Genomic DNA, 25,282 nt, shown 5'->3' on the forward strand with positions numbered 1-25,282 from the left:
TCGTCCGACCGACCTCATCCCCCCGGGGGCTCCATGTCCACTCTCACCCGATCTCGACGCGTGCTCTGGTTGTTCGCCATCGTGGCGACCAGCACGCTGCTGTTGACGACCGCGATAAACACCATGCAGTCCCAGCCCGCCTCCGCGCACGGGTCGGTCGTCGACCCGGCCTCGCGCAACTACAGCTGTTGGCAACGGTGGGGCGCCGAGTTCCAGAACCCCCGGATGGCCACCGAGGACCCGATGTGCTGGCAGGCCTGGCAGGCCGACCCGCAGGCCATGTGGAACTGGAACGGCCTGTTCCGTGAGGGTGTGGGCGGCAACCACCAGGCCGCCGTCCCCAACGGCCAGCTGTGCAGCGGCGGTCGCACCCAGAACGGCCGCTACAACGCGCTGGACACCATCGGCGCGTGGAAGACCACAGCGGTGTCGAACAACTTCCGGCTTCGCTTCTTCGACGGGGCCAGTCACGGCGCCGACTACATCCGGGTGTACGTGACCAAGCAGGGCTTCGACGCGCTCACCGAGCCGCTCGGCTGGGACGACCTGGAGTTGGCCGGTCAGATCGGCAACACCCCGGCCTCCCAGTGGAACCCGGACACCGGTGGTGTCTCCATCCAGATCCCGGTCAACGCGCCCGGGCGCACCGGACGGCACATGGTCTACACCGTCTGGCAGGCCAGCCACTTCGACCAGTCGTACTACCTGTGCAGCGACGTCACCTTCGGCGGCGGCACGAGCACCCCGCCGCCGACCACGCCGCCGCCGACCACTCCCCCGCCCACCACGCCCCCGCCCACCACGCCGCCGCCGACCACGCCGCCGCCGAGCACTCCGCCGCCGGCCGGGGCCTGCACGGCGACGTACCAGGTCACCGGCCAGTGGGCCGGCGGCTTCCAGGCCGAGGTGAAGGTCAGCGCGGGCGGCTCGCCCACCAAGGGCTGGTCGGTGAGCTGGAACTACAACAACGGCCAGCAGGTCACCTCATCGTGGAACTCCACGGTCAGCACCAACGGCTCGCTGGTCACCGCACGCAACGCCAACCACAACGGCACCCTCGCCGCCGGCGCGAGCACCACGTTCGGTTTCCTCGGCTCGTGGAACGGCAGCAACCCGGTTCCGCTGGTCTCCTGCACGTCGACCAGTTGACCTCCGTCCGGTGCCGCACCCGGGCGGGGGTGCGGCACCGGCCGGCGGGTAGCCGGGGGTCAGACCAGGCAGTTGACGATCTCGGCGACCGAGCGGCGGCGGCCCGTGTAGAACGGGACCTCCTCGCGGACGTGCCGGCGGGCGCTGGAGGCGCGCAGGTCCCGCATCAGGTCCACGATCCGGTGCAGCTCGTCGGCCTCGAAGGCGAGCATCCACTCGTAGTCACCCAACGCAAACGAGGCGACCGTGTTGGCGCGTACGTCCGGGTAGCCGCGGGCCATCTTGCCGTGCTCGGCCAGCATCTCGCGCCGCTCGGCGTCGGGCAGCAGGTACCACTCGTAGGAGCGGACGAACGGGTACACGCAGATGTAGGGGCGGGCCTCCTCGCCGGCCAGGAACGCCGGGATGTGGCTCTTGTTGAACTCGGCTGGCCGGTGCAGCGCCATCTGCGACCAGACCGGGGTCAGCGCCCGGCCCAGCGTGGTGCGGCGGAACCGCAGGTACGCGTCCTGCAGCGCGTCGGGGGACGCCGAGTGCCACCAGATCATCACGTCCGCGTCGGCGCGCAGACCGGAGACGTCGTACACGCCCCGGACCACCACGTCCTTGCCGGCCAACTCGTCGAAGAGGGCCACGACCTCGCCGGTGACGTTGTCCCGCAGGGACGGCAGCGGGGCACTGGCCCGGAACACCGACCACATCGTGTAGCGGATGCTGTCGTTGAGCTCCCGCAGGCGGGCCGCGTTGGTCTGCTCGGTCATCTCGCCGATCCTCCCAGTGCTGTAATGATCTCGTCGGCCGCCGTCTCGCCGGAGCGGACGCAGACCGGGATGCCGACGCCGTCGTAACCGGCGCCGGCGAGGACCAGGGTGGGGTGCGCGGCCCGCAACGCCGCCCGTGCGGCGGCGAGCCGGTCGGCGTGCCCCGGGGCGTACTGCGGCAGCGCGCCGCCCCACCGCTGCACGTGCCCGTCGACCGGGGCGGGCAGCGGGGTGCCGAGCACCGCCGACAACTCTCGATGCACGGTGCTCGCCAGGTCCGCGTCGGGGCGTTGCAGGTGCGCCTCCTCGCCGTACCGGCCCACCGAGGCGCGCACCAACGCCAGCCCGTCCGGCCGGCGCAGGTGCCCCCACTTGGTGGTGAAGAAGGTCGCCGCCTTGATCAACAGCCCCTCGGTGCTGGGCACCAGGAAGCCGGACAACTCGGGCAGGTGCGGTTGTGGCAGCGCCAGGGTGACGAGCGCGACGCTCGCGTAGTCCAGCGCACCGACGCCCGCCGCGACCGCCGGGGCCGGGTCGGCGAGCAGCCGGGCCGCCGGTCGCGCCGGCACCGCCAGCACCACGGCGTCCACGTCCACCAGCACGGGATCGCGGGTCGGGCCGACGGTGAGCCGCCAGCCCGTGTCGGTCGGGGTCAGCTCACGGACTGCGGCGTTTCGCCGTACCGTCGCGCCGCTGGCCGTCGCCGCCGCCTCCACCAGGGTGGTGAGCCCACCCGCGAGGGTGCCGAACACCGGGGCGCCGGGAGCACGCGGCGCGGCGGCCTGCGCGGCCCGGACCGCGCCGGTCAGGGTGTGCTCCACCCGGGCCGTGCGGGCCAGCGCCGGCATCGTCGTGACCAGCGACAGATCGTCGGCGCGGCCCGCGTACACGCCACCCAGCATCGGGTCGACAAGTCGCTCGACCACCTCGTCACCGAAGCGGGACCGGACCAACGCGCCAACCGAGACGTCCGCGTCCGGCCCGACCAGAGGCCGCCCGTCGTCGGTGTCGGCGCCCGCGACCGGGCAGGCGACCGACGTCACCCGGTCCAGATCCCCGGGTACGCCCACCAGCGTGCCGCCCGGGATGGGGCGCAGCCCAGCGTCGATCACCAGCGCGGCCTGCCCCACCGTCGGGTGCACGATCTTGTCGGCCAACCCGAGTCGCCGGATCAGGGCCACCGCGGCGGACTCGCCCCCGGTCGGGTCCCGCAGCAGGAACGACTCGGCGCCGAACTCCACCGGCTGGCCGGCCAACTCCCCGGTACGCAGCTTGCCGCCCAGTGCGCCGGACTGCTCGTACACCGTGATCTCGGTGCCGGCCGGTGCGCGCTCGCGCAACCGGACCGCGGCGGCCAGCCCGGCGATCCCGCCGCCGACCACCGCCACCCGCCAGGGCTGCCGCATCGCCTGCTCAGCCCTGGTCGGCCCGGCGGCTGGACAGCTCGTGCACCAGCGCGACCACCCGGGTCAGCACCTCCGGGTCGGTCTCCGGCAGCACACCGTGGCCGAGGTTGAACACGTGCCCGGGGGCCGCCCGGCCCTGCTCCAGGATGCGGCGCACCTCGGCCTCCACCACCGGCCACGGCGCGAGCAGCACGGTCGGGTCCAGGTTGCCCTGCACCGCCCTGTCCGGGCCGATCCGCCGCGTCGCCACGTCCAGCGGGGTACGCCAGTCGACGCCGACCACGTCCGCGCCGGCCTCGCCCATCGCGCCGAGCAGCTCGGCGGTGCCCACCCCGAAGTGGATCCGCGGCACCCCGGCGTGCGCCAGCCCGCTCAGCACGGCTGTGGAGTGCGGCAGCACGTAGCGGCGGTAGTCGGCCTCGGACAGCGTGCCGGCCCACGAGTCGAACAGCTGCACGGCGGAGACCCCGGCCTCGATCTGCACCCGCAGGAAGGCGAGCGTCACCTCGGCCAGCCGGCCGCAGAGCGCGTGCCACAGCGCCTCGTCGCCGTACATCAGGGCCTTGGTCTTCGCGTGGGTGCGCGACGGCCCGCCCTCGACCAGGTAGCTGGCCAGCGTGAACGGCGCGCCGGCGAAACCGATCAGCGGGGTGTCGCCCAGCTCGACCACCAACTGCCGGACCGCCTCGTCCACGTACCAGACGTCGTCGCGGGTGATCGGGCGGACCCGCTCGACGTCGGCGGCGGTGCGGATCGGCTCGGCGACCACCGGGCCGGTGCCCGGCACGATGTCCAGGTCGACGCCGGCCGCGGCGACCGGCACCACGATGTCGCTGAACAGGATGGCCGCGTCCACTCCGTGCCGGCGCACCGGCTGGAGCGTGATCTCGGTGACCAGCTCCGGGCGGCGGCAGGACTCCAGCATCGGCACGGTCGCCCGGATCTCCCGGTATTCCGGCAGCGAGCGGCCGGCCTGGCGCATGAACCAGACCGGTGTGTGCGGGCCGGGCCGTCGTCGGCAGGCCCTGACGAAGGGCGAGTCGGCTGGTCCGCCGGGGCGGGGTTCTCCGTCTCGGGCGACAGAGCCCGTGGTGTCCGTGGTCATCGCCGCAATCGTGCCACGCCCACCACCCCCACCCCACCTGGGGTGAAAGGACGAGCGACTTCTGCCGGAGCCCCGGTGCGGCACGGGTGTCGGCGCGCCGTCGAAGCGGGGGACCGACTGCGGCATAGGCTGCCGACATGGCCCCCCCGATCGCGCTCCCGGAGACGTTCGCCCGCGCGGTCGCCGGGCTGCGATCGGCGACCCCCCGGCCGGAGATCACGCTGGAGGAGGTCGGCGCCCCCCAGCGGTTGGCCCCGTACGCGTTCGCGCTCTCCGCGGCGGTGCTGCGCGACGGCGACGAGGTGGCGACCGGCCGGTTGATCCTGCTGCACGACCCGGTCGGCCACGAGGCGTGGCAGGGCACCCTGCGGTTGGTCACCTACGTGACCGCCGAGTTGGAGGTCGACCTGGCCGCCGACCCGCTGCTGCCCGGGGTCGGCTGGACGTGGCTGACCGACGCGTTGGACGCCCAGGATGCCGGTCACCGGGCGATCGGCGGGACGGTGACGCAGACCATGTCGACCCGGTTCGGCGACCTGGCCGGCCCACCGACGGTGGGCGACATCGAGATCCGCGCCTCCTGGACGCCTGTCGACGACGACCTGACCCCGCACCTGCTCGGCTGGTGCGCACTGCTCGCCTCCACAGCCGGCCTTCCCCCACCCGGCGTGACTGCCCTCTCCGACCGCCGCCCCGCCGGCGCAGCCTGATGTTCGGCGCGCGGAAGGACACCCCGCGGACACCTGACCGACACGCGCCGGACCGGCTGCACACGCCGGATCATCGCGCGCACTAGGGTTGGCAGGTGACCGACGAACCACCCCTGCGCCGTCGGCCCGCCGAAGAACTCCCGGGCAACGCACCCCAGCACCCGCCGTCGGCCCAGCCGCAGCCGGCGGGCGATGGGGTGGACCCGACCGACGGTGGGCCCGTTCCGCTGATCGCACCGCGTGACGGCACCCCCGAGCCGGTGGCCGCTCCGGCCCAGCTCGCCGAGGTCGTGGCCCGCTTCGCGGCGGGCAGCGGCCCCGTCGCCCTGGACGCCGAACGCGCCTCCGGCTACCGCTACAGCCAGCGCGCGTACCTGGTGCAACTGCGCCGGGCCGGCGCCGGCACAGCGCTGATCGACCCGCTGCCACTGCCCGACCTCAGTGCGCTGGACGCGGCGATCGGGGATGCCGAGTGGGTGCTGCACGCGGCCAGCCAGGATCTGCCCTGCCTGGCCGAGGTGGGGCTGCGCCCGCGCCGGTTGTTCGACACCGAGTTGGCGGCTCGGCTGGCGGGGTTCGAGCGGGTCGGGCTGGCCGCGCTGACCGAGCAGTTGCTCGGGTTCACCCTGGAGAAGCACCACTCGGCCGCCGACTGGTCGAGTCGACCGCTGCCCGAGTCGTGGCTGACGTACGCCGCCCTCGACGTGGAGATGCTCACCGACCTGCGCGACGCACTCGACGCCGAGCTGACCCGACAGGGCAAGTCGGCCTGGGCGGCGGAGGAGTTCGCCGCGCTGGTCCGCACCGGTGCGCGCCCGCCGCGGGTCCGGGCGGAGCCCTGGCGGCGTACCTCCGGCATCCACCGGCTGCGGGGGGCGCGGGCCCAGGCCCGGGTCCGCTCGATGTGGTACGCGCGGGACCAGATCGCGGCCCGGCGGGACGCCGCGCCCGGTCGGGTGCTGCCCGACTCGGCGATCATCGCCGCTGCCGAGTTGGACCCGAAGGACGAGAAGACCCTGCTGACCCTGCCCGGTTTCGGCGGTCGGTCGGTCCGGCGGTTGGCCCGCACCTGGCTTGCCGCGCTCGACGACGCCCGGCAGTTGCCGGACGACTCGCTGCCGGTCTCCCCGACCGTGGAGGGCCCACCACCGCCACACCGGTGGGCCGAACGGGATCCGGTGGCGGCTGGCCGGTTGGCCCGGTGTCGGGAGGTGGTGGTCCGCATCGCCGGTGAGCACAACCTGCCGCCGGAGAACCTGATCACCCCGGACTCGATTCGCCGGCTGGCCTGGACCCCGCCGGAGGAGCTCACCGAGGACGCGGTCGCGGAGACCCTGCGCGGCCTCAACGCCCGCGAATGGCAGATCAACCTCCTAACCCCCGCCCTAACCGAAGCCCTAACCCCCACCCCCTAACAACCCACCCCCTGCGCCCTCCCCCCTCCCCCCTCCCCCCTGGCGTTGATCATGGAGTTATAGCCACCGCCACCGGCGTGTCGCGACAACAACTCCATGATCAACGGAAGAACCGGGGGGTGGGGGCCGGAGGTGGGGGGGTGGGGGGTGGGGGGTGTGGGGGTGTGGGGTGGGCCACAGGGGGGCTTGGGGACCGGGGTGGTTACTGGCGAGTAGCATTTGGGGGAACGTGCCCGTGTCGGCGACCCTTGTCCGGTCCGGAGTGCCGCTCCGCGAAGGTCGGATCGTGGTCGAATAGGAGGCTCAAGTGCCCCGTGAAGTTCGGGATGTCGTCTTTGTCGACGGTGTCCGTACCCCGTTCGGCAAGGCGGGTGGCATGTACGCCAACACCCGCGCCGACGACCTGGTGATCCGCTGCATCCGTGAGCTGATGCGGCGCAACCCGCAACTGCCTCCGGAGCGGGTCGAGGAGGTCGCCATCGCGGCCACCACCCAGATCGGCGACCAGGGCCTCACCATCGGCCGCACCGCCGCCCTGCTGGCCGGGCTGCCCAAGACCGTTCCCGGCTTCGCCATCGACCGGATGTGCGCCGGCGCGATGACCGCGGTGACCACCGTGGCCAGCGGCATCGCCATGGGCGCGTACGACGTCGCCATCGCCGGTGGCGTCGAGCACATGGGGCACCACCCGATGGGTGAGGGCGTCGACCCCAACCCGCGCATCATCGCGGAGAAGCTTGTCGACCCTTCCGCGCTGGTCATGGGCGCCACCGCGGAGAACCTGCACGACCGGGTCCCGCACATCACCAAGGCCCGCACCGACGCGTTCGCGCTCGCCTCGCAGCAGAAGACCGCGAAGGCGTACGCCAACGGCAAGCTCCAGGACGACCTGGTGCCGATGTCCATCCGGGACGCGGAGGGTGGCTGGGGCCTGGCGACGGTGGACGAGGCCCCACGGGACACGTCGCTGGAGAAGCTCGCCACCCTGAAGACCCCGTTCCGCCCGCACGGCAAGGTCACCGCGGGCAACGCGGCCGGCCTGAACGACGGCGCCACCGCGAGCCTGCTCGCCGACGAGGCCACCGCCCGCGAGCTGGGTCTGCCGGTCGCCATGCGGCTGGTGTCGTTCGGCTTCGTCGGTGTGGAGCCGGAGGTGATGGGCGTCGGCCCGATCCCGTCGACGGAGAAGGCGCTGCGTCTCGCCGGGCTCAGCATCGACGACATCGGCCTGTTCGAGCTGAACGAGGCGTTCGCCGTGCAGGTGCTCGCCTTCCTCGACCACTTCGGCATCGCCGACGACGACCCGCGGGTCAACCCGTGGGGCGGCGCGATCGCCATCGGCCACCCCCTCGCGTCCTCCGGCGTACGGCTGATGACACAGCTGGCCCGGCAGTTCGCCGAGCACCCCGAGGTCCGCTACGGCGTGACCGCGATGTGCATCGGCATCGGCATGGGCGGCACGGTCATCTGGGAGAACCCGCACTGGGAGGGTGGCAACAAGTGAGCGCGCTGACCGCACCGAACGAGGTCGTCACCCGCGCGCTGCTGCGCCAGGTGAACGTGCCGGGGCTGGACCGGCCCGCCGCCCTGATCACGTTGGACAACGGGCTCGACCACACCAAGCCGAACACCTTCGGGCCGGGCGGGCTGGCCAGCCTGGACGAGGCGATCACCGCCGCGCTCGCCGCCGACCCGGCGTTCATCGCGGTCACCGGCAAGCCGTACATCTTCTGCGTGGGTGCGGACATCCTGGGCCTGCCGCAGCTCGCCGACCGCGCGCAGGCGTTGGAGATCGGCCGCCTCGGCCACCGGGTCTTCGCCCGGCTGAAGGACAGCGCGGTCCCCACCTTCGCGTTCGTCAACGGCGCGGCGATGGGCGGCGGCCTGGAGTTGGCGCTGCACTGCCACTACCGGACGCTCTCCGGTGGTGCGGCGGCCCTCGCGCTGCCCGAGGTCTCCCTCGGTCTGGTGCCCGGCTGGGGCGGTACGCAACTGCTGCCGAACCTGATCGGCATCCCCGCCGCGACCCAGGTGATCATCCAGAACCCGCTGATGCAGAACAAGATGCTCAAGCCGAAGCAGGCCGCCGAGCTGGGCATCGCGGACATCCTGCTGGAGCCGGCCGACTTCCTGGAGCGTTCCCTGGAGTGGGCGGCCGACGTGGTGCGCGGTCAGGTGACGGTCACCCGGCCCGAGGTCGACAAGGACATGTGGGCGGGCGTGCTCTACTTCGCCCGGGAGACGCTGAACCAGCGGCTGCACGGCGCGGTCCCGGCCGCGTACAAGGCGCTGGACCTGCTGGAGACGGCCAAGGACGGCGACTTCGCCGCCGGCACCGCCGCCGAGGACGAGGCCCTCGCGGACCTGGTCTTCTCCGAGGAACTGCGCAGCGGCCTGTACGCCTTCGACCTGGTGCAGCGGCGGGCCAAGCGGCCGGCCGGCGCACCGGACAAGGGCCTGGCCCGCACCATCACCAAGGTCGGCATCGTCGGCGCCGGCCTGATGGCCAGCCAGTTGGCGCTGCTGTTCGCCCGTCGTCTCCAGGTGCCGGTCGTCATGAGCGACCTGGACCAGTCCCGGGTGGACAAGGGCGTCGGCTACGTGCACACCCAGATCGAGAAGGCCGTCACCAAGGGCCGGATGGACAAGGGCACCGCCGCCAAGCTGTACGGCCTGGTCAGCGGCACTGTCGACAAGGGCGCCTTCGCCGACGCCGATTTCGTCATCGAGGCGGTCTTCGAGGACCTGGGCGTCAAGAAGCAGGTCTGGGCCGAGCTGGAGAAGATCGTCTCCCCGGAGGCGGTGCTCGCCACCAACACCAGTTCGCTGTCGATCACCGAGATGGCCGCCGAGCTGGAGCACCCGGAGCGGGTCGTCGGTTTCCACTTCTTCAACCCGGTCGCGGTGCTGCCGCTGTTGGAGATCGTCCGGGGCGAGCGCACCGACGATGCCACCCTGGCCACCGCGTTCGCGGTCGGCAAGCAGCTCAAGAAGTCGAGCGTGCTGGTCAAGGACGCCCCGGCGTTCGTGGTCAACCGGCTGCTCACCCGCTTCCTGGGCACCGTCTTCGCCGCCGTGGACGCCGGCACCCCGCTCGACGTGGCGAACAGCGCACTGGACCCGCTGGGCCTGCCGATGCGCCCGCTCGCCCTGCTCCAGCTGGTCGGGCCGGCCGTCGCGTACCACGTGGGCGGCACCCTGCACGCGGCGTACCCGGACCGGTTCGGCGTGAGCGAGAACCTCAGGCGGATCGCCGACTCCGGTCAGCCGATCGTGGTCGACGACCAGGTCAACGACGAGGTGGCCAAGCTGCTCGTCGTGGGCGACCAGCCGCTGACCGCCGAGCAGGTACGCCAGAACGCGCTCGACGCGCTCGCGCAGGAGATCCGGCTGATGCTGGACGAGGGCGTGGTCGCCGAGGCGCAGGACATCGACCTGTGCATGATCCTGGGCGCCGGTTGGCCGTTCCACCTGGGTGGCGTAACGCCGTACCTGGATCGGACCGGCACCTCCGAGCGGGTCACCGGTCAGCGGTTCCTGCCCCGCGGGGCGGCGAGCCTGCCCGCCTGAGAAAGAGCGCAGCACCACCGTCGCGGTGGTCGGACCGCCCCTCGTGGACGGCCGACCACCGCGACCGTTTGTGATCAGCCGGCCAGCGGAGGGGAGCCACGCGGGGGCGGCACCGGTGGCCGGGGCGGGTTAGGATCACGCGCTTTGCACCCCTGACTTGGAGCTAACTGATGTCTCAGCCGCCGGCCACCCCGTACGGCCCGCCGCACGATTCCCCCAACCCGCCGCAGCAGCCCGGCCAGCCAGAGCAGCCGGGCCAGCCAGAGCAGCCCGGTGGTTGGCCACCGCCGCAGCCGGGCCAGCCGTACGGCGCTCCCGGCCAGCTCGCGGGCCCGCCGCCGGCGAAGAAGTCGAACGTCGGCAAGATCGTGCTGATCGTGCTGGCCTCGCTGCTGGTGCTCTGCCTGGGCGGCGCGGCGATCGCCTGGTTCACCCTCAAGGACGACGTGGGCGACGCGGTCGAGGCCGCCAACACCCGGGTGGTCGCGCCGGACACCCTCGCCGGCCGGCCGAAGAACACCAACCCGGAGTTGCTGACGGCCGCCGAGATGATGGTCACCGACCTGAAGTCGACGGCGCAGAACGAGACAAGCGCCGTCGGCGGCTTCTACGGCGACCCGGCCAAGCAGGATCTCCTCATGATGGTCGCCGCCTCGGGCATCTGGGCGGACCCGGACAAGGAGTTGAACGACGCGGAGACCGGCTTCAAGACCGAGCTGAGCCTGACCGGCATGGCGCCGGTCGAGCCGGGTCCGCTCGGTGGCAAGGCGCGCTGCGGCGCGGGCACGACAAATGGCGTGCCGCTCGGCGTCTGCATCTGGGCCGACCGGGGCAGCGTCGGCGCGGTGGTCATGTACTTCAAGTCCGCCGACCAGGCGAAGGCCGAGTTCACCACGATCCGCGGTCAGATCGAACAGCGTTCCTGACCGGTACGTGACCGAGGCCCCGGCCACCCTCGGGTGCCCGGGGCCTCGTGCCGCATGTCGGTGGTCAGGCCGATTCGCCCACCGCGGCCCGCGCCGCCGCTGCGGCCGCCCGCTCGGCGGCGTTGCCGAGCACGCAGAACTCGTTGCCCTCCGGGTCGGCGAGCACCACCCAACCGCCGCCGGTCGGGCCGACGTGATCGGCGACAAGCGTCGCGCCGATGCCGATCAGCCGCTCGACCTCCTCGGCCCGGGTGCGGTCGGCGGGTTGCAGGTCCAGGTGCAGTCGGTTCTTCACCGTCTTGCCCTCGGGCACGGCGAGGAAGAGCACCTCCGGACCACCCGGCGGCAGGAGCATCGCCTCCGGGTCGCCGGGGAAGTCGTCCGGATGCCGGGGGCAGTCGAACACCTGCGCCCAGAAGCCGGCCAGGGCGTACGTGTCATGGCAGTCGATGCTGATGTTGTGGATCGTCGAACTCACAGCTGTTCCTCCACAGGGGTGGTGGCGACACGCTCCCCGGCGCTGCGCAGCACGCAGAACTCGTTCCCCTCCGGGTCGGCGAGCACCGCCCAGCCCGTGCCATCGGCGTTCCGACGGTCGGTGACCAGGGTGGCACCGAGGCCGAGCACCCGTTCGACCTCCTCATCTCTGGTCCGGTCGACAGGTTCCAGGCAGATGTGGAGCCGGTTCTTCGTCACCTTCTCCTCCGGCACCTCTTGGAAGAACAGGTTCGGGGTGGCGTCGTCCGGCGGCAGCAGGGCCGCCTCCGGGTCACCCGGGGCGTCGTCGGAGTGTCGGGCGTACCCGAGCACGGCGGCCCAGAAGCCAGCCAGGGCGTACGTGTCGTGGCAGTCGAAACTGATGTTGCGGATCCGTGGATACACGGGTGTTCCCTCCGAGCAGGATGGGACGCTCCGCCTCGGGGAGTCAGCCTTCGTGGACCCGGGGCGCGGAGTCGTGGTTGGTGGACATCGACGCACCCCCTTCCGTCTCGATCTGACCACGCGATCTTGCCATCGGCGGAGTGGAGCACGCAACCCCGTTCAGCCGACGGTGGGCACCGAGCCGTTGACCGCCGGGGCGTCGGCCGAGGGCAGCGTGACAGTGACCTCCAGGCCACCGCCGGGCTGCGCGATCACCCGTACCGTGCCGCCGTGCGCCGTGCAGACCGCGCGGACGATGGACAGGCCCAGCCCGGACCCGCGGGCCCCGGTGCGTTCCCGGCCGCCACGCCGGAACGGCTCGAACAGCCCCGGCACGTCGGCCTGGTCCACCTCGAACCCCGTGTTGCCGACCACCAGCCAGGACCGGTGACCGTCGGTGCCGGTACGCACCCAGAGCCGGCCGTGCAGGTGGTTGTAGCGAACCGCGTTCTCGATCAGGTTGCCGGCCAACCGGTCCAGCAGCCCCGGGTCACCCACCACCGGCGCGGACTCCAGCGACGTCTGCACCCGCAGGCCGATCCGCTCCACCTCGCGGCGCATCGCCGACAACGCGTTCGCGGTGCCCGCCGACAGGTCACACTCGGTACGCCGGCCCAACTGCCGGCCGGCCTGCGCCTCGCTGCGGGCCAACACCAGCAGCGCGTCCACCAGGCCGTTGGCCCGCTCGGACGCGTCCCGGACCACCGTCGCCATCCGGCGGTACTCGGCGGTATCCGCGTCGTCGTCGCTGAGCGTCACCTCGATCTCGGTACGCATCACGGCCAGCGGAGTTCGCAGCTCGTGCGAGGCGTTCGCCACGAAACGCTTCTGCGCCTCGAACGCGGATGCGATCCGGTCCAGCATGGCGTCGAACGTCTTGGCCAGCTCGGCCACCTCGTCGTCGGCGCCCGAGTAGCCGATCCGCTGGTCCAGGGTGGCCTCGCCGAGGCGCTGCGCGGTCGCGGTGACCTGGTGCAGTGGGCGCAGCGCCCGACCCGCCACCGCGTACGCGCCGGCCACCCCGACCACACTGATCGCCAGGAGCGCGACCAGACCCTTGGCCAGCAGCTCCCCGGACGCGGCGTCGACAAGTCGCCGCTGCCACTCGGCCGCGTCCATCCGCCCGCCGTCGGAGAGCAGCACCGTCGTGCCGGGCAGCAGCTCGTCGGTGGGGCGCAGCGCGTCGCGGACCAGCAGCCAGGCCAGCAGCACCAGGATCGCACCCGCGCCGACCAGCAGCACGCCGTTGAGCAGCGTCAGCCGCAACCGCAGGGTGGGCCGCACCCGGCGGCTCACGCGCCCACCTCGGCCGTGCGGTAGCCCGCGCCCACCACGGTCTCGATCAGCGGCGGGTCACCGAGCTTCTTGCGCAGCGTCATCACGGTGACGCGGACGATCGTGGTGAACGGGTCGGTGTTCGCGTCCCAGACCCGTTCCAGCAGCTCCTCGCTGGAAACCACCGCGCCGCGCGCCTTGAGCAGCTCGCTGAGCACCCCGAACTCCTTGTTGGTCAGGTCGACCGGCACCCCGGCGCGGGTGGCCACCCGGCGGGCGGGGTCGAGCACCAGGTCGGCCAGTTCGAGCACCGGCGGTGCGGCCGGGGTGGCCCGCCGGCCCAGCGCCTGCACCCGGGCGACCAACTCGTCGAAGGCGAACGGTTTGGACAGGTAGTCGTCCGCGCCGATCTGCAACCCCTCCACCCGGTCGGCCACCGTGCCGCTCGCGGTGAGCATCAGCACCCGGGTCAGTGCGCCCGAGGCGGCCAGGTCCGCGCAGATCTGGTCACCGTGCACGCCGGGCAGGTCGCGGTCGAGCACCACCACGTCGTACCGGGTGACGAACGCCGCCTCGTGGCCGGCGTCGCCGTCGTACGCCACGTCGACAGCCATCCCCCGCTTGCGCAACCCGCGCGCGATCGCGTCGGCGAGGTTGCGCTCGTCCTCCACCACCAGTACCCGCATCCCGGCCTCCTCGCTGCTGACCACCGACAACCTAGTGCCAGCCAGCAACCATCCTCCCTCGCCGCCCGCCCAGGCCGGCCGGCGGTCAGTCGCGCAACCGCCAGATCCGGTACGAGCCGCCGGTGCCGGCGCACAGCAGGTTGCCCGAGATCGCCTGGCACGCCCCGGTGGCCTCCGGCAGCACGTCCACGATGCGCGTCTGGCCGGCGCGGACGTCCAACTCGCCGACCAGCACCCCGCCGTCCGGATTCTGGCGGACGCCGAGCAGCCGGCCACGGGTGTCGACCTCGGACAGCTCCCACCGGCCCAGGTCGGCCAGCTCCCGGCCGGTCAACGCGTCGATGGCGAAGAACTGCCCCGCCGGATCGTTGCTGATCACGCTGGACAGCAGCCGGCCGCCGGACGGCCAGGCCCACGACCAGCGGTCGCTGCGCCAGCGCACCTCGCCGGTCGCGGGGTCGACCGCCCACAGCCCGGCGGAGCGGGTACGCAGACACAGGACGCTGCCGCAGTCCTGGACGATGTCGACCTCGTCGGTCGTGGTGCTCCACCGCCGGTCCAGCCGGTCCAGCCCGTAGGCGGTGATCGCCTTCGGTTCCCCACCGACGGTCAGCACCAGGTCGTCCACCACCTGCACGTAGGTGAGTGGCCCACCGCCGGGTGGGCGCAGGTCGGCGCGCACCAGCACCGCGCCGGTCCGCGTGTCGCGTACCTCGACCGGGCCGTCCACGTCGGTGAACACCAGCCGCTCCGCCCTCTCGTCGGCGAGCTGCGCGTCGACGCCGACGGTGGGGGCGGTCACCTGCCAGCGCACCGTGCCACAGCAGGGATCGACCGACCGCAGGCGGACCGGTTCCTCCTCGCCGTTGGAGCGCAGGAGCAGGTTGCCGTCGGCCAGCTCGACGGGGCTGTCCGGCTGCTGCCACTGGTACGCCCCGGTGGCCCGGTCCAGCGCCACGGTGAGGCTGGCCTGCGGGTCCGCGCCGATCTCGTAGCCGGTGACCAGCAGCATTCCGCTCTTCGGCAGGATTGCCCAGAAGCGGGCCTGCCCGGGCAGCGGCGCGTCCCAGACCGGCTCGCCGTCGGACAGCCGGAAGGCGGCGAGCCGCCACTGCGGCGCCTGGACGGTGACCGGGTTGATCACCAGGACCAGGTCGCCGTCGACGAGCATGTCGGCGCCGGCCTGGGCGGGCACCGTCACCACGGCCCGCCCCGGCGGTGGCGCGGCGGCGGCGGCGAGGGTGGCCAGCACGAGCAGCAGGACCAGCACGCAGCGCAGCGGCCGGCCGTGGGCGCGTGGTGGGCGGGGCAACGACGCGGCGTCCGGCTCCGGGCCGTGCCGCAGCTCGCCGAGGTCGATCATCGAGCCGGTCACCGCGGCATCCGGAACAGCCGGTACGAGCCGTCCACCGACTGGCAGAGCAGGAAGCCGACGACCGCCTGGCAGTTTCCGGCGACGTCCGCGAGCACGTCCAGCACGCGCGCCTTTCCGGCGCGGACGTCCAACTCCGCGACGACCATCCCGCCGTCCGGGTGTGGACGCATGCCGACAAGCGGGCCGTCGAGGTCGAACTGGGCCAGCTCCCACCGGCCCAGGTCGGCCAGCTTCCGGCCGGTCAGCGGATCGAGCACGACGAACTGCTGGGCCGTGGCGCGCGCGTTGCTCGTCGGGATGGCCACTACCCGTCCGTCGTACGGGAAGACCCACGCCCAGCCGTCGCTGCGCCAGCGCACCTGGCCGGTCGCTGGATCCACTCCCCACAGCCCGGCCTCGTGTCGCTGCGAGCACAGGACGGGACCGCAGTCATCGACGAAGTCGATCCGATCGGTGGTGGCGGTGCTCCAGCGCTGGTCCAGCCGGTCCAGCCCGTAGGCGGTGATCGTGGGCGGCACCGGGCGGGTGGTCACCAGGAGGTCGTTCACCACCTGTACCTGTTCGAGCGACCCGGTGGGCAGGTTGGCCCCAGCCAGCGCCGTGCCGGTGATCGCGTCATGCACTTCGGTGAACCCGTTCCTGCGGTGCAGGATCACCCGGTCCACTCCGCGGGAGTTCTGCCGGAGGCTGACGTGATCGGCGGCGTCGGGCAGCTGCCAGCGCGCGGTGCCGCAACAGGCATCGACCGCGCGCAGGCTGACCGGCTCGTCGTCGGCGCCGGACTGCAGCAACACGTTGCCGTCGGCCAGCGGGTCGGGGCGGCCCGGCTGCTGCCAGCGGTACGCCCCGGTCTTCCGGTCGAACGCCAGGGTCAGGATGCTCCCCTCGGGCGGCAGCGCCTCGTAGACCGTGACCAGCAGGGTCCCGCCCGCCACCACGATCCCCCAGTTGCGGCCCTGCACCGGCACCACGGTCTGCCAGAGCAACGGGCCGTCGGGCAACCGGAAGGCGCTCATCCGCCGCCGCGTCGGCTGCTCCGGGTCCGGGTCGAGCACCACGAACAGGTCGGCGGTGAGCAGCGTCTCGGCGGCGAGCTGTGCGGGCAACGTCACCGCGGCCGGGCGGCGCGGCGGCACGGCGGCGGAGACGAGCGTGGCCAACACGAGCAGCAGGACCAGCGCGCAGCGCAACGGCCGACCGGTTGTGCGGGGCGGACGAGGCAGCGGCTCCGGATCCGGGCCGTGCCGCAGCTCACCGAGGTCGATCACCGGGCCGGTCACGATCGCAACCGCCACAGCGCGGTCGAGCCGTCCAGACGCTGGCAGAGCAGGATCGGTAGCGACGCCTGGCAACCGCCCGCGATGTCCGGCAGCACGTCGAGGATCCGCGCCCGGCCGGCCGCCAGGTCCAGTTCGGCGACGACCAGCCGGCCGTCGTCGCCGTGCCGCAGCCCGACCAGCGGATCGTCCCGCCAGAGCACCGGCAGCAGGTCCCAGTCGCCCAGCTCGGTGTGCGTCCGCCCGGTCGCCGCGTCGCGCACCGCGTACCGCCGGCCGGAGCCGGCCATCAGCAGCCGGTCGCCGCGCACGTCGGCAAGCAACTCCCGGCCCAGGTCCGACCAGCGCACCGCGCCGGTGACCGGATCGAGGACCTGGAGGCTCCCGTCCTGCCCCGACACGCAGAGCAGGTCGGCACAACCGACCACGAAGGACACCGGAGACACCTGGGCCGTCCAGCGGTGCTCCAGCCCGGCCAGCCCGTAGGCCACCACCGTCGGGACCTCCCCGGGTGTGAGGAGCAGCAGCAGGTCGTCCACGACCTGGACCCGCTGGAACACCGATGGGTCGCCGGGCAGCGTGTCGACGCTGCGCAGCAGGCGACCGCTGTCGGCGTCGTACACCTGGACCTCGCCGCTGGGTTGCACCAGGACGAACCTGTCGATCCGATCGTCGCTCACGTGGAAGCCGGGGCCGGTCGGCGACAGCAGGGGCACCGACCAGAGCACCCGGCCGGTGTCGGGCTCGATCCGGCTCATCCGGTCCGCCCCGTTCTGACGGATGTCCGTGAGCAGCAGCCCGCCGTCGGCGATCGGCACGGGGGCACCCCCGTGCCGCCACCGCTGCTGGCCCGTCTCGGCGTCGAAGGCGGTGGTCTCGATCACCCCGTCTTCGGCATCGACACTCGTGGCCAGCACCAGCCCCCGCTCGACCCGGACGCCGAGGTAGTCGTCGCCGCGGGGCACCGGCGCCCGCCACCGCGCACCGGCGCCGTTCGGTGCCGGCCGGGCGTACACGGTCAGGTGCCGGTCCGCGTCGGGTGTCGGCGGGTCGATGACGATGACGCCGTCCGCGGTGAGGAAGGCGGTGTCCGCCCGCGACGCCGGCACCACGGTCATCGTCCGTCGCGGCTGCGGTGTCGCGCCGGCCAGCAGCACCAGGGTGAGCAGCAGCACGGCGGCGCCGCGCACCGGGCGGTCGGCGGCGGGTGGCCGGCGGACCGGCGGACCGGCGGTCGACTCGTCCCCGATCTCACCCAGCTCGATGATCGACAACGACCGTCCCTCCGTGATCGCGCCGTGCTGGCCGTCGAGTGACGTCCGGCAAACCGACCGTGAGTGCACCGGGCCGGCAAAAGCGACGCACCCGCGCCTGTACGATGGCGCGTCGTGGCTGTGCCGGTGGTAGACCCTTCGCTGAATCCCGTAACCGATGCCGACCCGGCCGAGGTCGAGCCGACACGGCGGCCCCGACGTCGCCCGGCCCGCGCCGACCTGTTGGCTCTCGGAGCCTATGTGCTGCTGGGCATCTTCGTCTGCCTCAACTACTGGGGTGACGTCACCGGCCGGGTTTCCTCTCACCTGCCCACCGACCACAGCTGGTTCGAGTGGTTGTTCGCGCACGGTGCGTACTCGGTGCGGCACCTGGAGAACCCGCTCTTCACGGCCCGGCAGAACGCCCCGGACGGGGTGAACATGATGGCCAACACCTCGCTGCTCGGGGTGACCCTGCCGCTGGCCCCGCTGACCATGCTGCTCGGCCCCCAGGTGATGTACCCGCTCTACCTGGGCGCGGCGCTGGCGGCCACCGCCGGCACCGGGTACTGGATGCTCTCCCGCCACCTGGTGCGCTCCCGGGCGGCGGCGTTCGTCGGCGGCGCGTTCCTCGGCTTCGCGCCGGGAATCATCCACCACGCCAACGGTCAACCCAACTTCGTGTCCAACTTCCTGTTGCCACTGATCGTGGTGCGGGTGCTGCGCCTCGGCGAGCCGGGCCGGTGGCGGCGCAACGGGCTGGTGCTCGGCGCGCTGGTGACGTACCAGATCTTCATCAACGAGGAGATGCTGCTGCTCACCGCGCTGGCCTGCCTGGTCGTCGTGCTGGCGTACGCCGTGCAGCGACCGCGCGCCGCCTGGGCCGCCGCCGGCACGTTCGCGGCCGGGCTGGGGGTCGCCGGCGGGCTGGCCCTGGTGCTCGCGGCGTACCCGATCTGGTTCCAGTTCAACGGCCCGCAGTCCTACCGGGGGTTGCAGGGCGGCGTCTTCCACAACTGGGGCGAGGACCTGATGGCCTTCGTCACCTTCGCCCGGGACACCTGGGCCGGTGATCCGGCGGTGGAGCAGACGATCGGGCTGACCGAGCAGAACACCTGGTTCGGCTGGCCGTTGGTGCTGCTGTCGCTGGTGTCCCTGGTCCTGCTCGTGCGCCGGTCGCTTGTCACGCGGATCGTCGCGGTGCTGATCGTGGTGTTCACCGTGGCCGCGATCGGGCCGATGGTGCGCTTCGACGGTGTGGAGACCACCGTGCGTGGCCCGTGGTCGTACGTGCCGGACGACCTGCCGCTCGTCGAGATGATGATGCCGACCCGCCTGACGCTCGTGGTCGCCGCCGCGGTGGGCGTACTGCTGGCGTTGACCTGGGACGCCGCGCACCGCCAGGGGCGCGCGGTGGCCGAGCCCGCGCGGGTGCCGGCCCAGCGCGTCGACGAGCCGACCCCGGCGACGTCCGACGACCCGGGCGCACCCGCGCCGGTCGCGGCACGCCGTCGATGGCTGCGCCCGCTGGGGTACGCGGCGGTCACCCTCGCCGTGCTGCCGCTGCTGCCCCGACCGCTGCCCGCCCAGCAGATCGACCCGCCGCCGCACTTCATCAGCGCGGGCGGCTGGCGACCGTACGTGCCGGCGGGCCGGACCCTGGTGCCGGTGCCGATCCCGAGCAACGTGCACGGCCTGCCGACGCTGCGCTGGAGTGCGCTGACCGGGCAGGAGTTCCCCGTCCCGGGCGGCTACTTCATCGGGCCGAACGAGCTGGGCGAGGGTGTCTTCGGTGCGCCGAACCGGCCCACCAGCACCCTCGTCTACTCCACCATGGACAAGAACGCGGTCCCGGTGCTCACCGACGAGAACCGCCGCCAGGCCGTCGAGGACCTGCGGTTCTGGCGGGCGTCGGTGGTGGTGCTCGGGGCGCACCCCCGCGAGGCGGTGCTGCGTGAGCTGGTCACCGGCCTGATCGGGCCGCCCCAGCGGGTCGACGACGTCTGGGTCTGGGACGTCCGCGCCCTGGTGGGCTGACTAACCGACCCGGTCCCGAACGTCCCACACCCACCCGCCGTCGACCGGTCGACCCGGGCCGAGCAGATCGTCGACGGTCCGCCGGACCGCGTCACCGTGGTCCAGTCGGCCGAGCACGACGAGCGCGGCGCGCCAGTGCCGCAGATCCTCGACGGCCTGGTCACGATCGGCATCGCCGAGCACCGGCACCGTGCCGGACTCGGCCACCCGACGTAACAGCACCGACGTGGGCCGGTCCGGCGCGCCCCAGCGGGCCGCCGGGTCGTCCGGGCCGCTGGGGCCGATGAAGTAACCACCCGGCGCGGGGAACGCCAGACCGCTACGCGCCGACCAGAGCATCACCGCGCTGCGCCCGGCACCGGTGACCGGGGGCACCCCGACCACGGTCCGGCCGGGCGGCACCAGCGCACGCCAGCCGCCGTCGGCGACGAACGCCGGCACCGGCGCGACCGGCACCACCCGGATCGGTGTCGGGACCAGGGGCAGCAACGCGGCGGCGACCGCACCGGCCCACAGCAACCGCACCGGCAGGCCCGGCGCCGCCGCCGGCCCGCGCACGGTGCGGACCCGGTCCAGGGAGAGCGCCACCAACACACCCAGCACCGGTACGCAGACCAGCGCGAACCGGGCCGGCACGGCGAGGTCCAGCAGTGGCAGCGCGGCGACCAGCCGGTACGGCCCCGGGATCCCGGTTGCGGTGCCGTCCACCCGCACCTCGGTGCCGAGCGAGAGCAGGGCGAAGACCAGGCCACAACCGCCCAGTGCCCGGACCAGTGGTCGGCGCCACTGCCAGATCACGATCACCACGGCGAGCACCAACAGCCCCGGGCCGAAGAACGAGTTCTCCTCGGTCGGGTTCGGCGACAGCAACCCCGGCAGCCAGTCGTCGCCGAGGACGGTCTGCCGGGCCGACGCGGTGAACGACGCGGCGTCCAGTTGGAAGCCGTGCGTGTCGAACGCCATCCCCGAGTAGTGCTGCGGGCCGTGGAACTGGAACCACAGCGGGTACGCCAACAGCACCGCCGCCACCCCGCCCGCCACCGCGAGCCGGCCGACGAGGGCCGGTGCGAGCCGCCGGGCGGCCCCGGAGTCGGCGAGCGCGTAGCCCAGCGCGAACACCCCGGCCGCGAGCGCGAGGAAGACCAGCACCTCCTCACCGACGAAGACCTGCCAGACGAGCAGCAACCCGAGGCGCACACCGGGCCGCCACACGCCGTGGCGCGTCGTATCGGAGGCGGGCCGGAACACCAGGGCGAGGATCGCGGGCACCAGGAACTGCGCGGCGATGTGCAGGTGTGCCCCCGCCTGGGCGACCATGCCCGGGGCGAAGCCGCAGACCAGCCCACCGACCGCGGCCGCGCAGCGGCTGGTGACCAGCCGGTGGCGCAGCAGCGCGTACCAGGCGGTGGCGGTGCCGGCGAGGCAGCAGACGACCGCCACACAGAACGCCACCTGCGACCCGAAGAGCAGGGTGACCGGGGTCAGCGGAACACCCAGGCCGAGCACCGACGTGTTCGCCATCAGGTTGACCCCGTCGGGCGCGTTCAACCCGGCGCTGTAGAGCGGGTTCTCCCCCGCGACCACGGCGTGCGCCGCGTGGGCCAACATCCACTCGAAGAGGATCTGGTCACCCGCCTGGTGGAACAGCCGCCACGGATGACCCCACTGGGCGCTGGTCAGCACCACGGCCAGGCCCAGGTAGCCGGCCACCACCAGCACGTCGCGCAGCCGTGCCGACCGGGACGTGCTGGCCGCCGCCGGAGGCGACGTGGTCTCCGACGTCGTGCCGGTGGTCATCAGGCCGAACGGTCGGTGAGTGTCCGGACGTCCCAGACCCAGACGTCCAACTCCTGGCGACCCGGACCGACCAGCTCCTCGACGGTCCGTCGCAGCGGCTCGGCGTTCTGCTGGCGCAACGGCAGCACCAGGATCGCCGCCCGCCAGTGCCGCAGCTCGTCGGTGAATCGGCGGCGCTGCCGGTCGTCGAGCTTCGGCGTACGACCGGTGGTCGCCACCTCCTCCAGCATCTGGCCCACCCCGCTGGGTCGGCCCCCGAACCGGCCGGCGTCACCGGTGTTGCCGTTTCGCGGTGCGAGGAAGTAGCCGCCGGGGATCTTGAAGTCGAGGTTGGTGGCCGCCGCCCAGCGCATGCCGTGCGTGTTGCCCATGCTGGGCACCGGGATCGGCACCAGCGTCTGGTCCGGCCCGACGTACGCCCGCCAACGGTCCGCGGTGATGAAGTGCGGCACCGGCGGGCGAGACACCATCCGCAGCGGCATCGGGGCGATCGGCAGCAGCGCGAACGCGAGGCCGGCGGCGGTGAGCCGCACCGTACGCCTGTCGACCGGACGCGACGCCCAGGCCCGCTCGACGGCGAGCGCGAGCAGCAGACCGATCACCACACTGGTGATCAGACCGAACCGGGTCGGCACCACCGCGTCCAGCAGCGGCAGGTGCACCAGCCACTGCCACGGCCCGGTGACCAACTCCCGGTCCCACCAGGAGACTCGCTCGCCGAGCGAGAGCAGGGCGAAGAGCAGGCCCGTCGCCGCGAGCGCCCGGACGATCAACTCCCGACGCAACCAGACCACGATGCCGATGGCGATCAGCGACAGGCTCCAGCCGAAGAAGGCGTTCTCCTCGGAGTAGTTCGGCGCCAGGTTGATGTTGGCTCGCTGATTGCCGCCGAGGGTGGGCGAGCCCGGGGCGAAGAAGGCGGCGATGTCGTTGCCGTAGTCCTTCACGGCGTCGCTGAGGCCGTGGTAGGCCATCGGCCCGGCGAACTGCACGTACAGCGGGTACGCCAGCAGCGCCCCGGCCAGCAGCGCACAGGTCACCACACCGGCGCCCAGGGGCCGCCACGCCGCCCGCCAGCGGGCCGGCTCCTGCACGAGCACCGCCAGCAGGAAGACGCCGCACGCCAGCGCCGTGAAGAGCAGAATCTCCTCGTTGATGAACGCCTGCACGGCCACCAGCAGGGCGAGCAGCGCGCCGTCCCGGACCGGCTTGCGGGAGCGGGTCAGCACCAGCACCCGCCAGACGATGAACGGCAGCAGGAACTGGCTGATGATGTTCGGGTGCCAACTGGCGTGCGAGAGCATCGCGGGCGAGAACCCGCAGAACCAGCCGCCGACCGCCGCCGCGAGCGGGACTCGCACCACGTGGCGGGACAGCATCAGGTACCAGGCCATGGCGGTGCCGGCGAGGCCGAGCGTCACCAGCACCACGAAGGAGACCGCCGGCCCGAACAGCAGCGTCACCGGGACCATCGGAATGCCCAACGCCAGCACCGCCGTGTTGGCCATCAGGTTGACGCCGTCGGGATAGTTGAACTGTTCGGTGTAGAACGGGTACTCGCCGTGCAGCACCACGCGTACCGAGTGGGCGAGGAAGAACTGCACCTGGGCCGGATCACCGGTGTAGAGCGAGGCCACCCGACCGGACGGGTCCAGCCAGATCCGGCTGGTCACCCAGACCGCGGCCAGCAGGAACAGGGCGCCCACCGCCAGGTGCTGCCGCCGCCGGGTCCACCGACGCCACCAGACCCGTGCCGGCACGGCCGCCGCGTCCTCCGCAGACCCGGCCGGAGCCTCCACGGCAACCGGCGCGGCGATCTCGGCCGGAGCGGGCGCGGCGGCCTCAGCCGGAGCGGGCGCGGCGGCCTCAGCCGGAGCGGGCGCGGCGGCCTCGGTGGGGGTGGCGAGCGTGGGGTCGGTGGCGCGCTGTGCCTCGGTCGACGCGGTGGAGGTGCTGGTCAGGGCGGCGGGGCCAACGAAGAGACCGGCCGGAGTGCGATAGCTCACCATCTCGTCGGAGCCGGCTGCCGACTCCGGGTGCGGCGCGGGCAGGGCGCGGGACTCGGCAGGCGTCACAGTCGGCGGAGTCTACCGGAGTAAAGAAAACCCACCTTAGCCCCGGTGATGTCCACTGTGGCTGCTCCGGCGACGGCCACCGGAGGTCCCGCATCGGACATCTCGTACTATGGCGCTTTCCGACAGCGACGGCGAGGCGATCGGGGGCGGGCCAGGTGACTCCAGGCCGTCGGTACGGCAGGGCGGTTCCCGTCCTGCTGAGCGCGCTGCTGGCCACCACGGCGTGCGGTCCGGTAGCCGATCGGAAGCCAGCGGACCTGCGGGTCGGGTACGACAGCCTGGACGGCACGCTGGCCGTGTGGCCGCCGCGCGGCGACCTCGCCCGGGACACCACGGCGACGGCAGCGGTCACCGACGCGGTCCGTGGCTGGCGGTCACCGGCCGACGACCGTGCGCACCTGCCCTCGTCCGGCATCCTCTTCTCCGGTCGGGTCGACGGCGCCCCGGTGGCGATCGTGGCCGCCGACGTGCCCGGCGAGAGCGCCTCCTGGCTGCTGCAACTCACCCGCGACGGCGATCGGTACGCGGTGACCCGCGCCACCGAGTACACCGACCCGGGCTACCTCGTCTACTCCGACGTCCTGCCGATACAGACCGCCGGTGGTCGGCGCTACCTGGTCTCCGCCCGGGTGCAGACCCTGGTCGGGCCACAGGACCGGACGCTGCCCGTCGCGGATGGCCTCAGCGCGCCGGTCGACGTGCCATCCTGCACGGCCGTCGGAGTGACCGCGACCCTCCGAGCCACCGAGTCGTTGCCCCGCGGGCGGGCCGCCGACCGGCTGCTCGACCTGGGCACCGGCACCGTCGACCCGCGCTATCCCCTGATCCGCGACGAGTCCGGCACGGGACGGCGGGCACTGACCGGCCTGGACACCTGCGTGCTGGCCGGTGACCGGGGCCCGTTCGGCAGCATCCCCCGCCGGATCGGCGACCGGGACGCACCGCGCTCGGTGCCGACGTCGTGGCCGATGGCGAAGCTCACGGTGCGCTCGCTCGGCGAGGTCGCCCTCGGCGGCGGTGCGGCGGCGGAGTTGCAGCAGCTCAGCTGGGACACCGACGCCGGCGCGATGACCGCGGTGATCTACCGACCGGCCGACGGAGGCACGCCCGTCGTCTCGCCCGCCGACCGGGCCACCCCGTTGCAGGCGTACCAACTGCCCGTGCCCGGCCAGCCGCTGGTGGTGCTCAGTTGGCGGCCCACCCGGGACAGCTCCCTGTCCGTCCCCCCGGGCACTCCGCTGCTGGTCGAGCGCCCCGGCCTGGCGGTCATCCCCAGCCCGTCCCGCTCCCAGACCTACAGCCTCGCCAACTCCGACAAAACCCACTACCGCTCAGTAAAACCCCGCTAACCCACCCCACCCCACCCCCACCCCACCGCCCCGCCCGCCCCCGCCCGGGTCGATCATGCAGTTGTGGTGCCCCACAAAAGGGGTGAATCATCGCTCATCGACCACCACAAGTCCATGATCGACGAAGGCCGGGGGCGTGGACGCGGGGGCGGGCGCGGGCGCGGGCGCGGGGGCGGGGACAGGGGGCGGCGGGCG

The 25,282-nt window shown here is 72.9% G+C and carries 20 protein-coding genes; 8 read left to right on the forward strand and 12 right to left on the reverse strand.

The features are described 5' to 3' along the window. Window positions 1-33: 33 nt before the first annotated feature. Window positions 34-1,149 carry a lytic polysaccharide monooxygenase gene (locus tag AB0B14_RS30085; protein ID WP_357525484.1) on the forward strand — a complete coding sequence of 372 codons (1,116 nt, stop codon included), beginning with the start codon at window positions 34-36 and terminating at the stop codon, window positions 1,147-1,149. A 59-nt stretch (window positions 1,150-1,208) separates the two neighbouring features. Here the strand turns inward: AB0B14_RS30085 and hemQ are convergent, their stop codons facing one another. From hemQ to hemE, 3 genes are read right to left on the reverse strand one after another with little or no spacing between them, the layout of a single operon-like run. Beyond that, entirely contained in the window at window positions 1,209-1,910 is a 702-nt protein-coding gene (gene hemQ / locus AB0B14_RS30090) for a hydrogen peroxide-dependent heme synthase (protein ID WP_357070256.1), read from the reverse strand. After that, a complete protein-coding gene (gene hemG, locus AB0B14_RS30095; protein WP_357525486.1) occupies window positions 1,907-3,316 on the reverse strand; it encodes a protoporphyrinogen oxidase in 1,410 nt (469 codons plus the stop codon). The genes hemQ and hemG overlap by 4 nt, the downstream gene beginning before the upstream one ends. Window positions 3,317-3,323: 7 nt before the next feature. After that, the gene (gene hemE / locus AB0B14_RS30100; RefSeq protein ID WP_357525488.1) at window positions 3,324-4,421 is read right to left on the reverse strand and encodes a uroporphyrinogen decarboxylase; all 1,098 of its coding nucleotides are present in this window, start codon (window positions 4,419-4,421) and stop codon (window positions 3,324-3,326) included. Between the two features lie 137 nt (window positions 4,422-4,558). Between hemE and AB0B14_RS30105 the strand changes: the two genes are divergently transcribed. From AB0B14_RS30105 to AB0B14_RS30125, 5 genes are all read left to right on the forward strand, one after another. Further along, window positions 4,559-5,131, forward strand: coding sequence for a DUF3000 domain-containing protein (locus tag AB0B14_RS30105; protein WP_357525490.1), 573 nt, complete (start codon window positions 4,559-4,561; stop codon window positions 5,129-5,131). 95 nt (window positions 5,132-5,226) lie between these two features. Next, the gene (locus tag AB0B14_RS30110) at window positions 5,227-6,546 is read left to right on the forward strand and encodes a ribonuclease D (protein WP_357525492.1); all 1,320 of its coding nucleotides are present in this window, start codon (window positions 5,227-5,229) and stop codon (window positions 6,544-6,546) included. Window positions 6,547-6,853: 307 nt separating this feature from the next. Then, window positions 6,854-8,050, forward strand: coding sequence for a thiolase family protein (locus AB0B14_RS30115; RefSeq protein WP_357070266.1), 1,197 nt, complete (start codon window positions 6,854-6,856; stop codon window positions 8,048-8,050). Next, window positions 8,047-10,116, forward strand: coding sequence for a 3-hydroxyacyl-CoA dehydrogenase NAD-binding domain-containing protein (locus tag AB0B14_RS30120; protein ID WP_357525494.1), 2,070 nt, complete (start codon window positions 8,047-8,049; stop codon window positions 10,114-10,116). Before AB0B14_RS30115 ends, AB0B14_RS30120 begins: the two co-directional genes overlap by 4 nt. A gap of 170 nt (window positions 10,117-10,286) precedes the next feature. After that, on the forward strand, window positions 10,287-11,042 hold the full coding sequence (locus AB0B14_RS30125) for a hypothetical protein (protein ID WP_357525496.1): 756 nt from the start codon (window positions 10,287-10,289) through the stop codon (window positions 11,040-11,042). A gap of 64 nt (window positions 11,043-11,106) precedes the next feature. Here AB0B14_RS30125 and AB0B14_RS30130 read toward each other — a convergent pair whose 3' ends face one another. From AB0B14_RS30130 to AB0B14_RS30160, 7 genes are all read right to left on the reverse strand, one after another. Beyond that, entirely contained in the window at window positions 11,107-11,520 is a 414-nt protein-coding gene (locus tag AB0B14_RS30130; RefSeq protein ID WP_357070272.1) for a VOC family protein, read from the reverse strand. Beyond that, entirely contained in the window at window positions 11,517-11,924 is a 408-nt protein-coding gene (locus tag AB0B14_RS30135; protein ID WP_357070274.1) for a VOC family protein, read from the reverse strand. The genes AB0B14_RS30130 and AB0B14_RS30135 overlap by 4 nt, the downstream gene beginning before the upstream one ends. 159 nt (window positions 11,925-12,083) lie before the next feature. Next, complete coding sequence (locus AB0B14_RS30140) at window positions 12,084-13,259, reverse strand: HAMP domain-containing sensor histidine kinase (RefSeq protein WP_357070276.1); 1,176 nt, start codon at window positions 13,257-13,259, stop codon at window positions 12,084-12,086. Then, on the reverse strand, window positions 13,256-13,924 hold the full coding sequence (locus AB0B14_RS30145; protein WP_357070407.1) for a response regulator transcription factor: 669 nt from the start codon (window positions 13,922-13,924) through the stop codon (window positions 13,256-13,258). The genes AB0B14_RS30140 and AB0B14_RS30145 overlap by 4 nt, the downstream gene beginning before the upstream one ends. Before the next feature lie 85 nt (window positions 13,925-14,009). Beyond that, a complete protein-coding gene (locus AB0B14_RS30150; protein ID WP_357070278.1) occupies window positions 14,010-15,299 on the reverse strand; it encodes a PQQ-binding-like beta-propeller repeat protein in 1,290 nt (429 codons plus the stop codon). After that, a complete protein-coding gene (locus AB0B14_RS30155) occupies window positions 15,296-16,579 on the reverse strand; it encodes a PQQ-binding-like beta-propeller repeat protein (protein WP_357070280.1) in 1,284 nt (427 codons plus the stop codon). Before AB0B14_RS30155 ends, AB0B14_RS30150 begins: the two co-directional genes overlap by 4 nt. Then, entirely contained in the window at window positions 16,576-17,850 is a 1,275-nt protein-coding gene (locus AB0B14_RS30160; RefSeq protein WP_357070282.1) for a PQQ-binding-like beta-propeller repeat protein, read from the reverse strand. The genes AB0B14_RS30155 and AB0B14_RS30160 overlap by 4 nt, the downstream gene beginning before the upstream one ends. 120 nt (window positions 17,851-17,970) lie before the next feature. Between AB0B14_RS30160 and AB0B14_RS30165 the strand changes: the two genes are divergently transcribed. After that, complete coding sequence (locus tag AB0B14_RS30165) at window positions 17,971-19,866, forward strand: hypothetical protein (RefSeq protein WP_357070409.1); 1,896 nt, start codon at window positions 17,971-17,973, stop codon at window positions 19,864-19,866. On the opposite strand, the gene AB0B14_RS30170 is transcribed toward AB0B14_RS30165, so the two are convergent. Next, entirely contained in the window at window positions 19,867-21,663 is a 1,797-nt protein-coding gene (locus tag AB0B14_RS30170) for a hypothetical protein (RefSeq protein WP_357525498.1), read from the reverse strand. Next, on the reverse strand, window positions 21,663-23,738 hold the full coding sequence (locus AB0B14_RS30175; protein WP_357525500.1) for a hypothetical protein: 2,076 nt from the start codon (window positions 23,736-23,738) through the stop codon (window positions 21,663-21,665). Before AB0B14_RS30175 ends, AB0B14_RS30170 begins: the two co-directional genes overlap by 1 nt. A 194-nt stretch (window positions 23,739-23,932) precedes the next feature. Between AB0B14_RS30175 and AB0B14_RS30180 the strand changes: the two genes are divergently transcribed. Beyond that, entirely contained in the window at window positions 23,933-25,087 is a 1,155-nt protein-coding gene (locus tag AB0B14_RS30180; protein ID WP_357070411.1) for a hypothetical protein, read from the forward strand. The last annotated feature ends 195 nt before the right edge of the window (window positions 25,088-25,282 follow it).

This window comes from Micromonospora sp. NPDC049171, from assembly GCF_040648275.1.
Lineage (GTDB): Bacteria > Actinomycetota > Actinomycetes > Mycobacteriales > Micromonosporaceae > Micromonospora.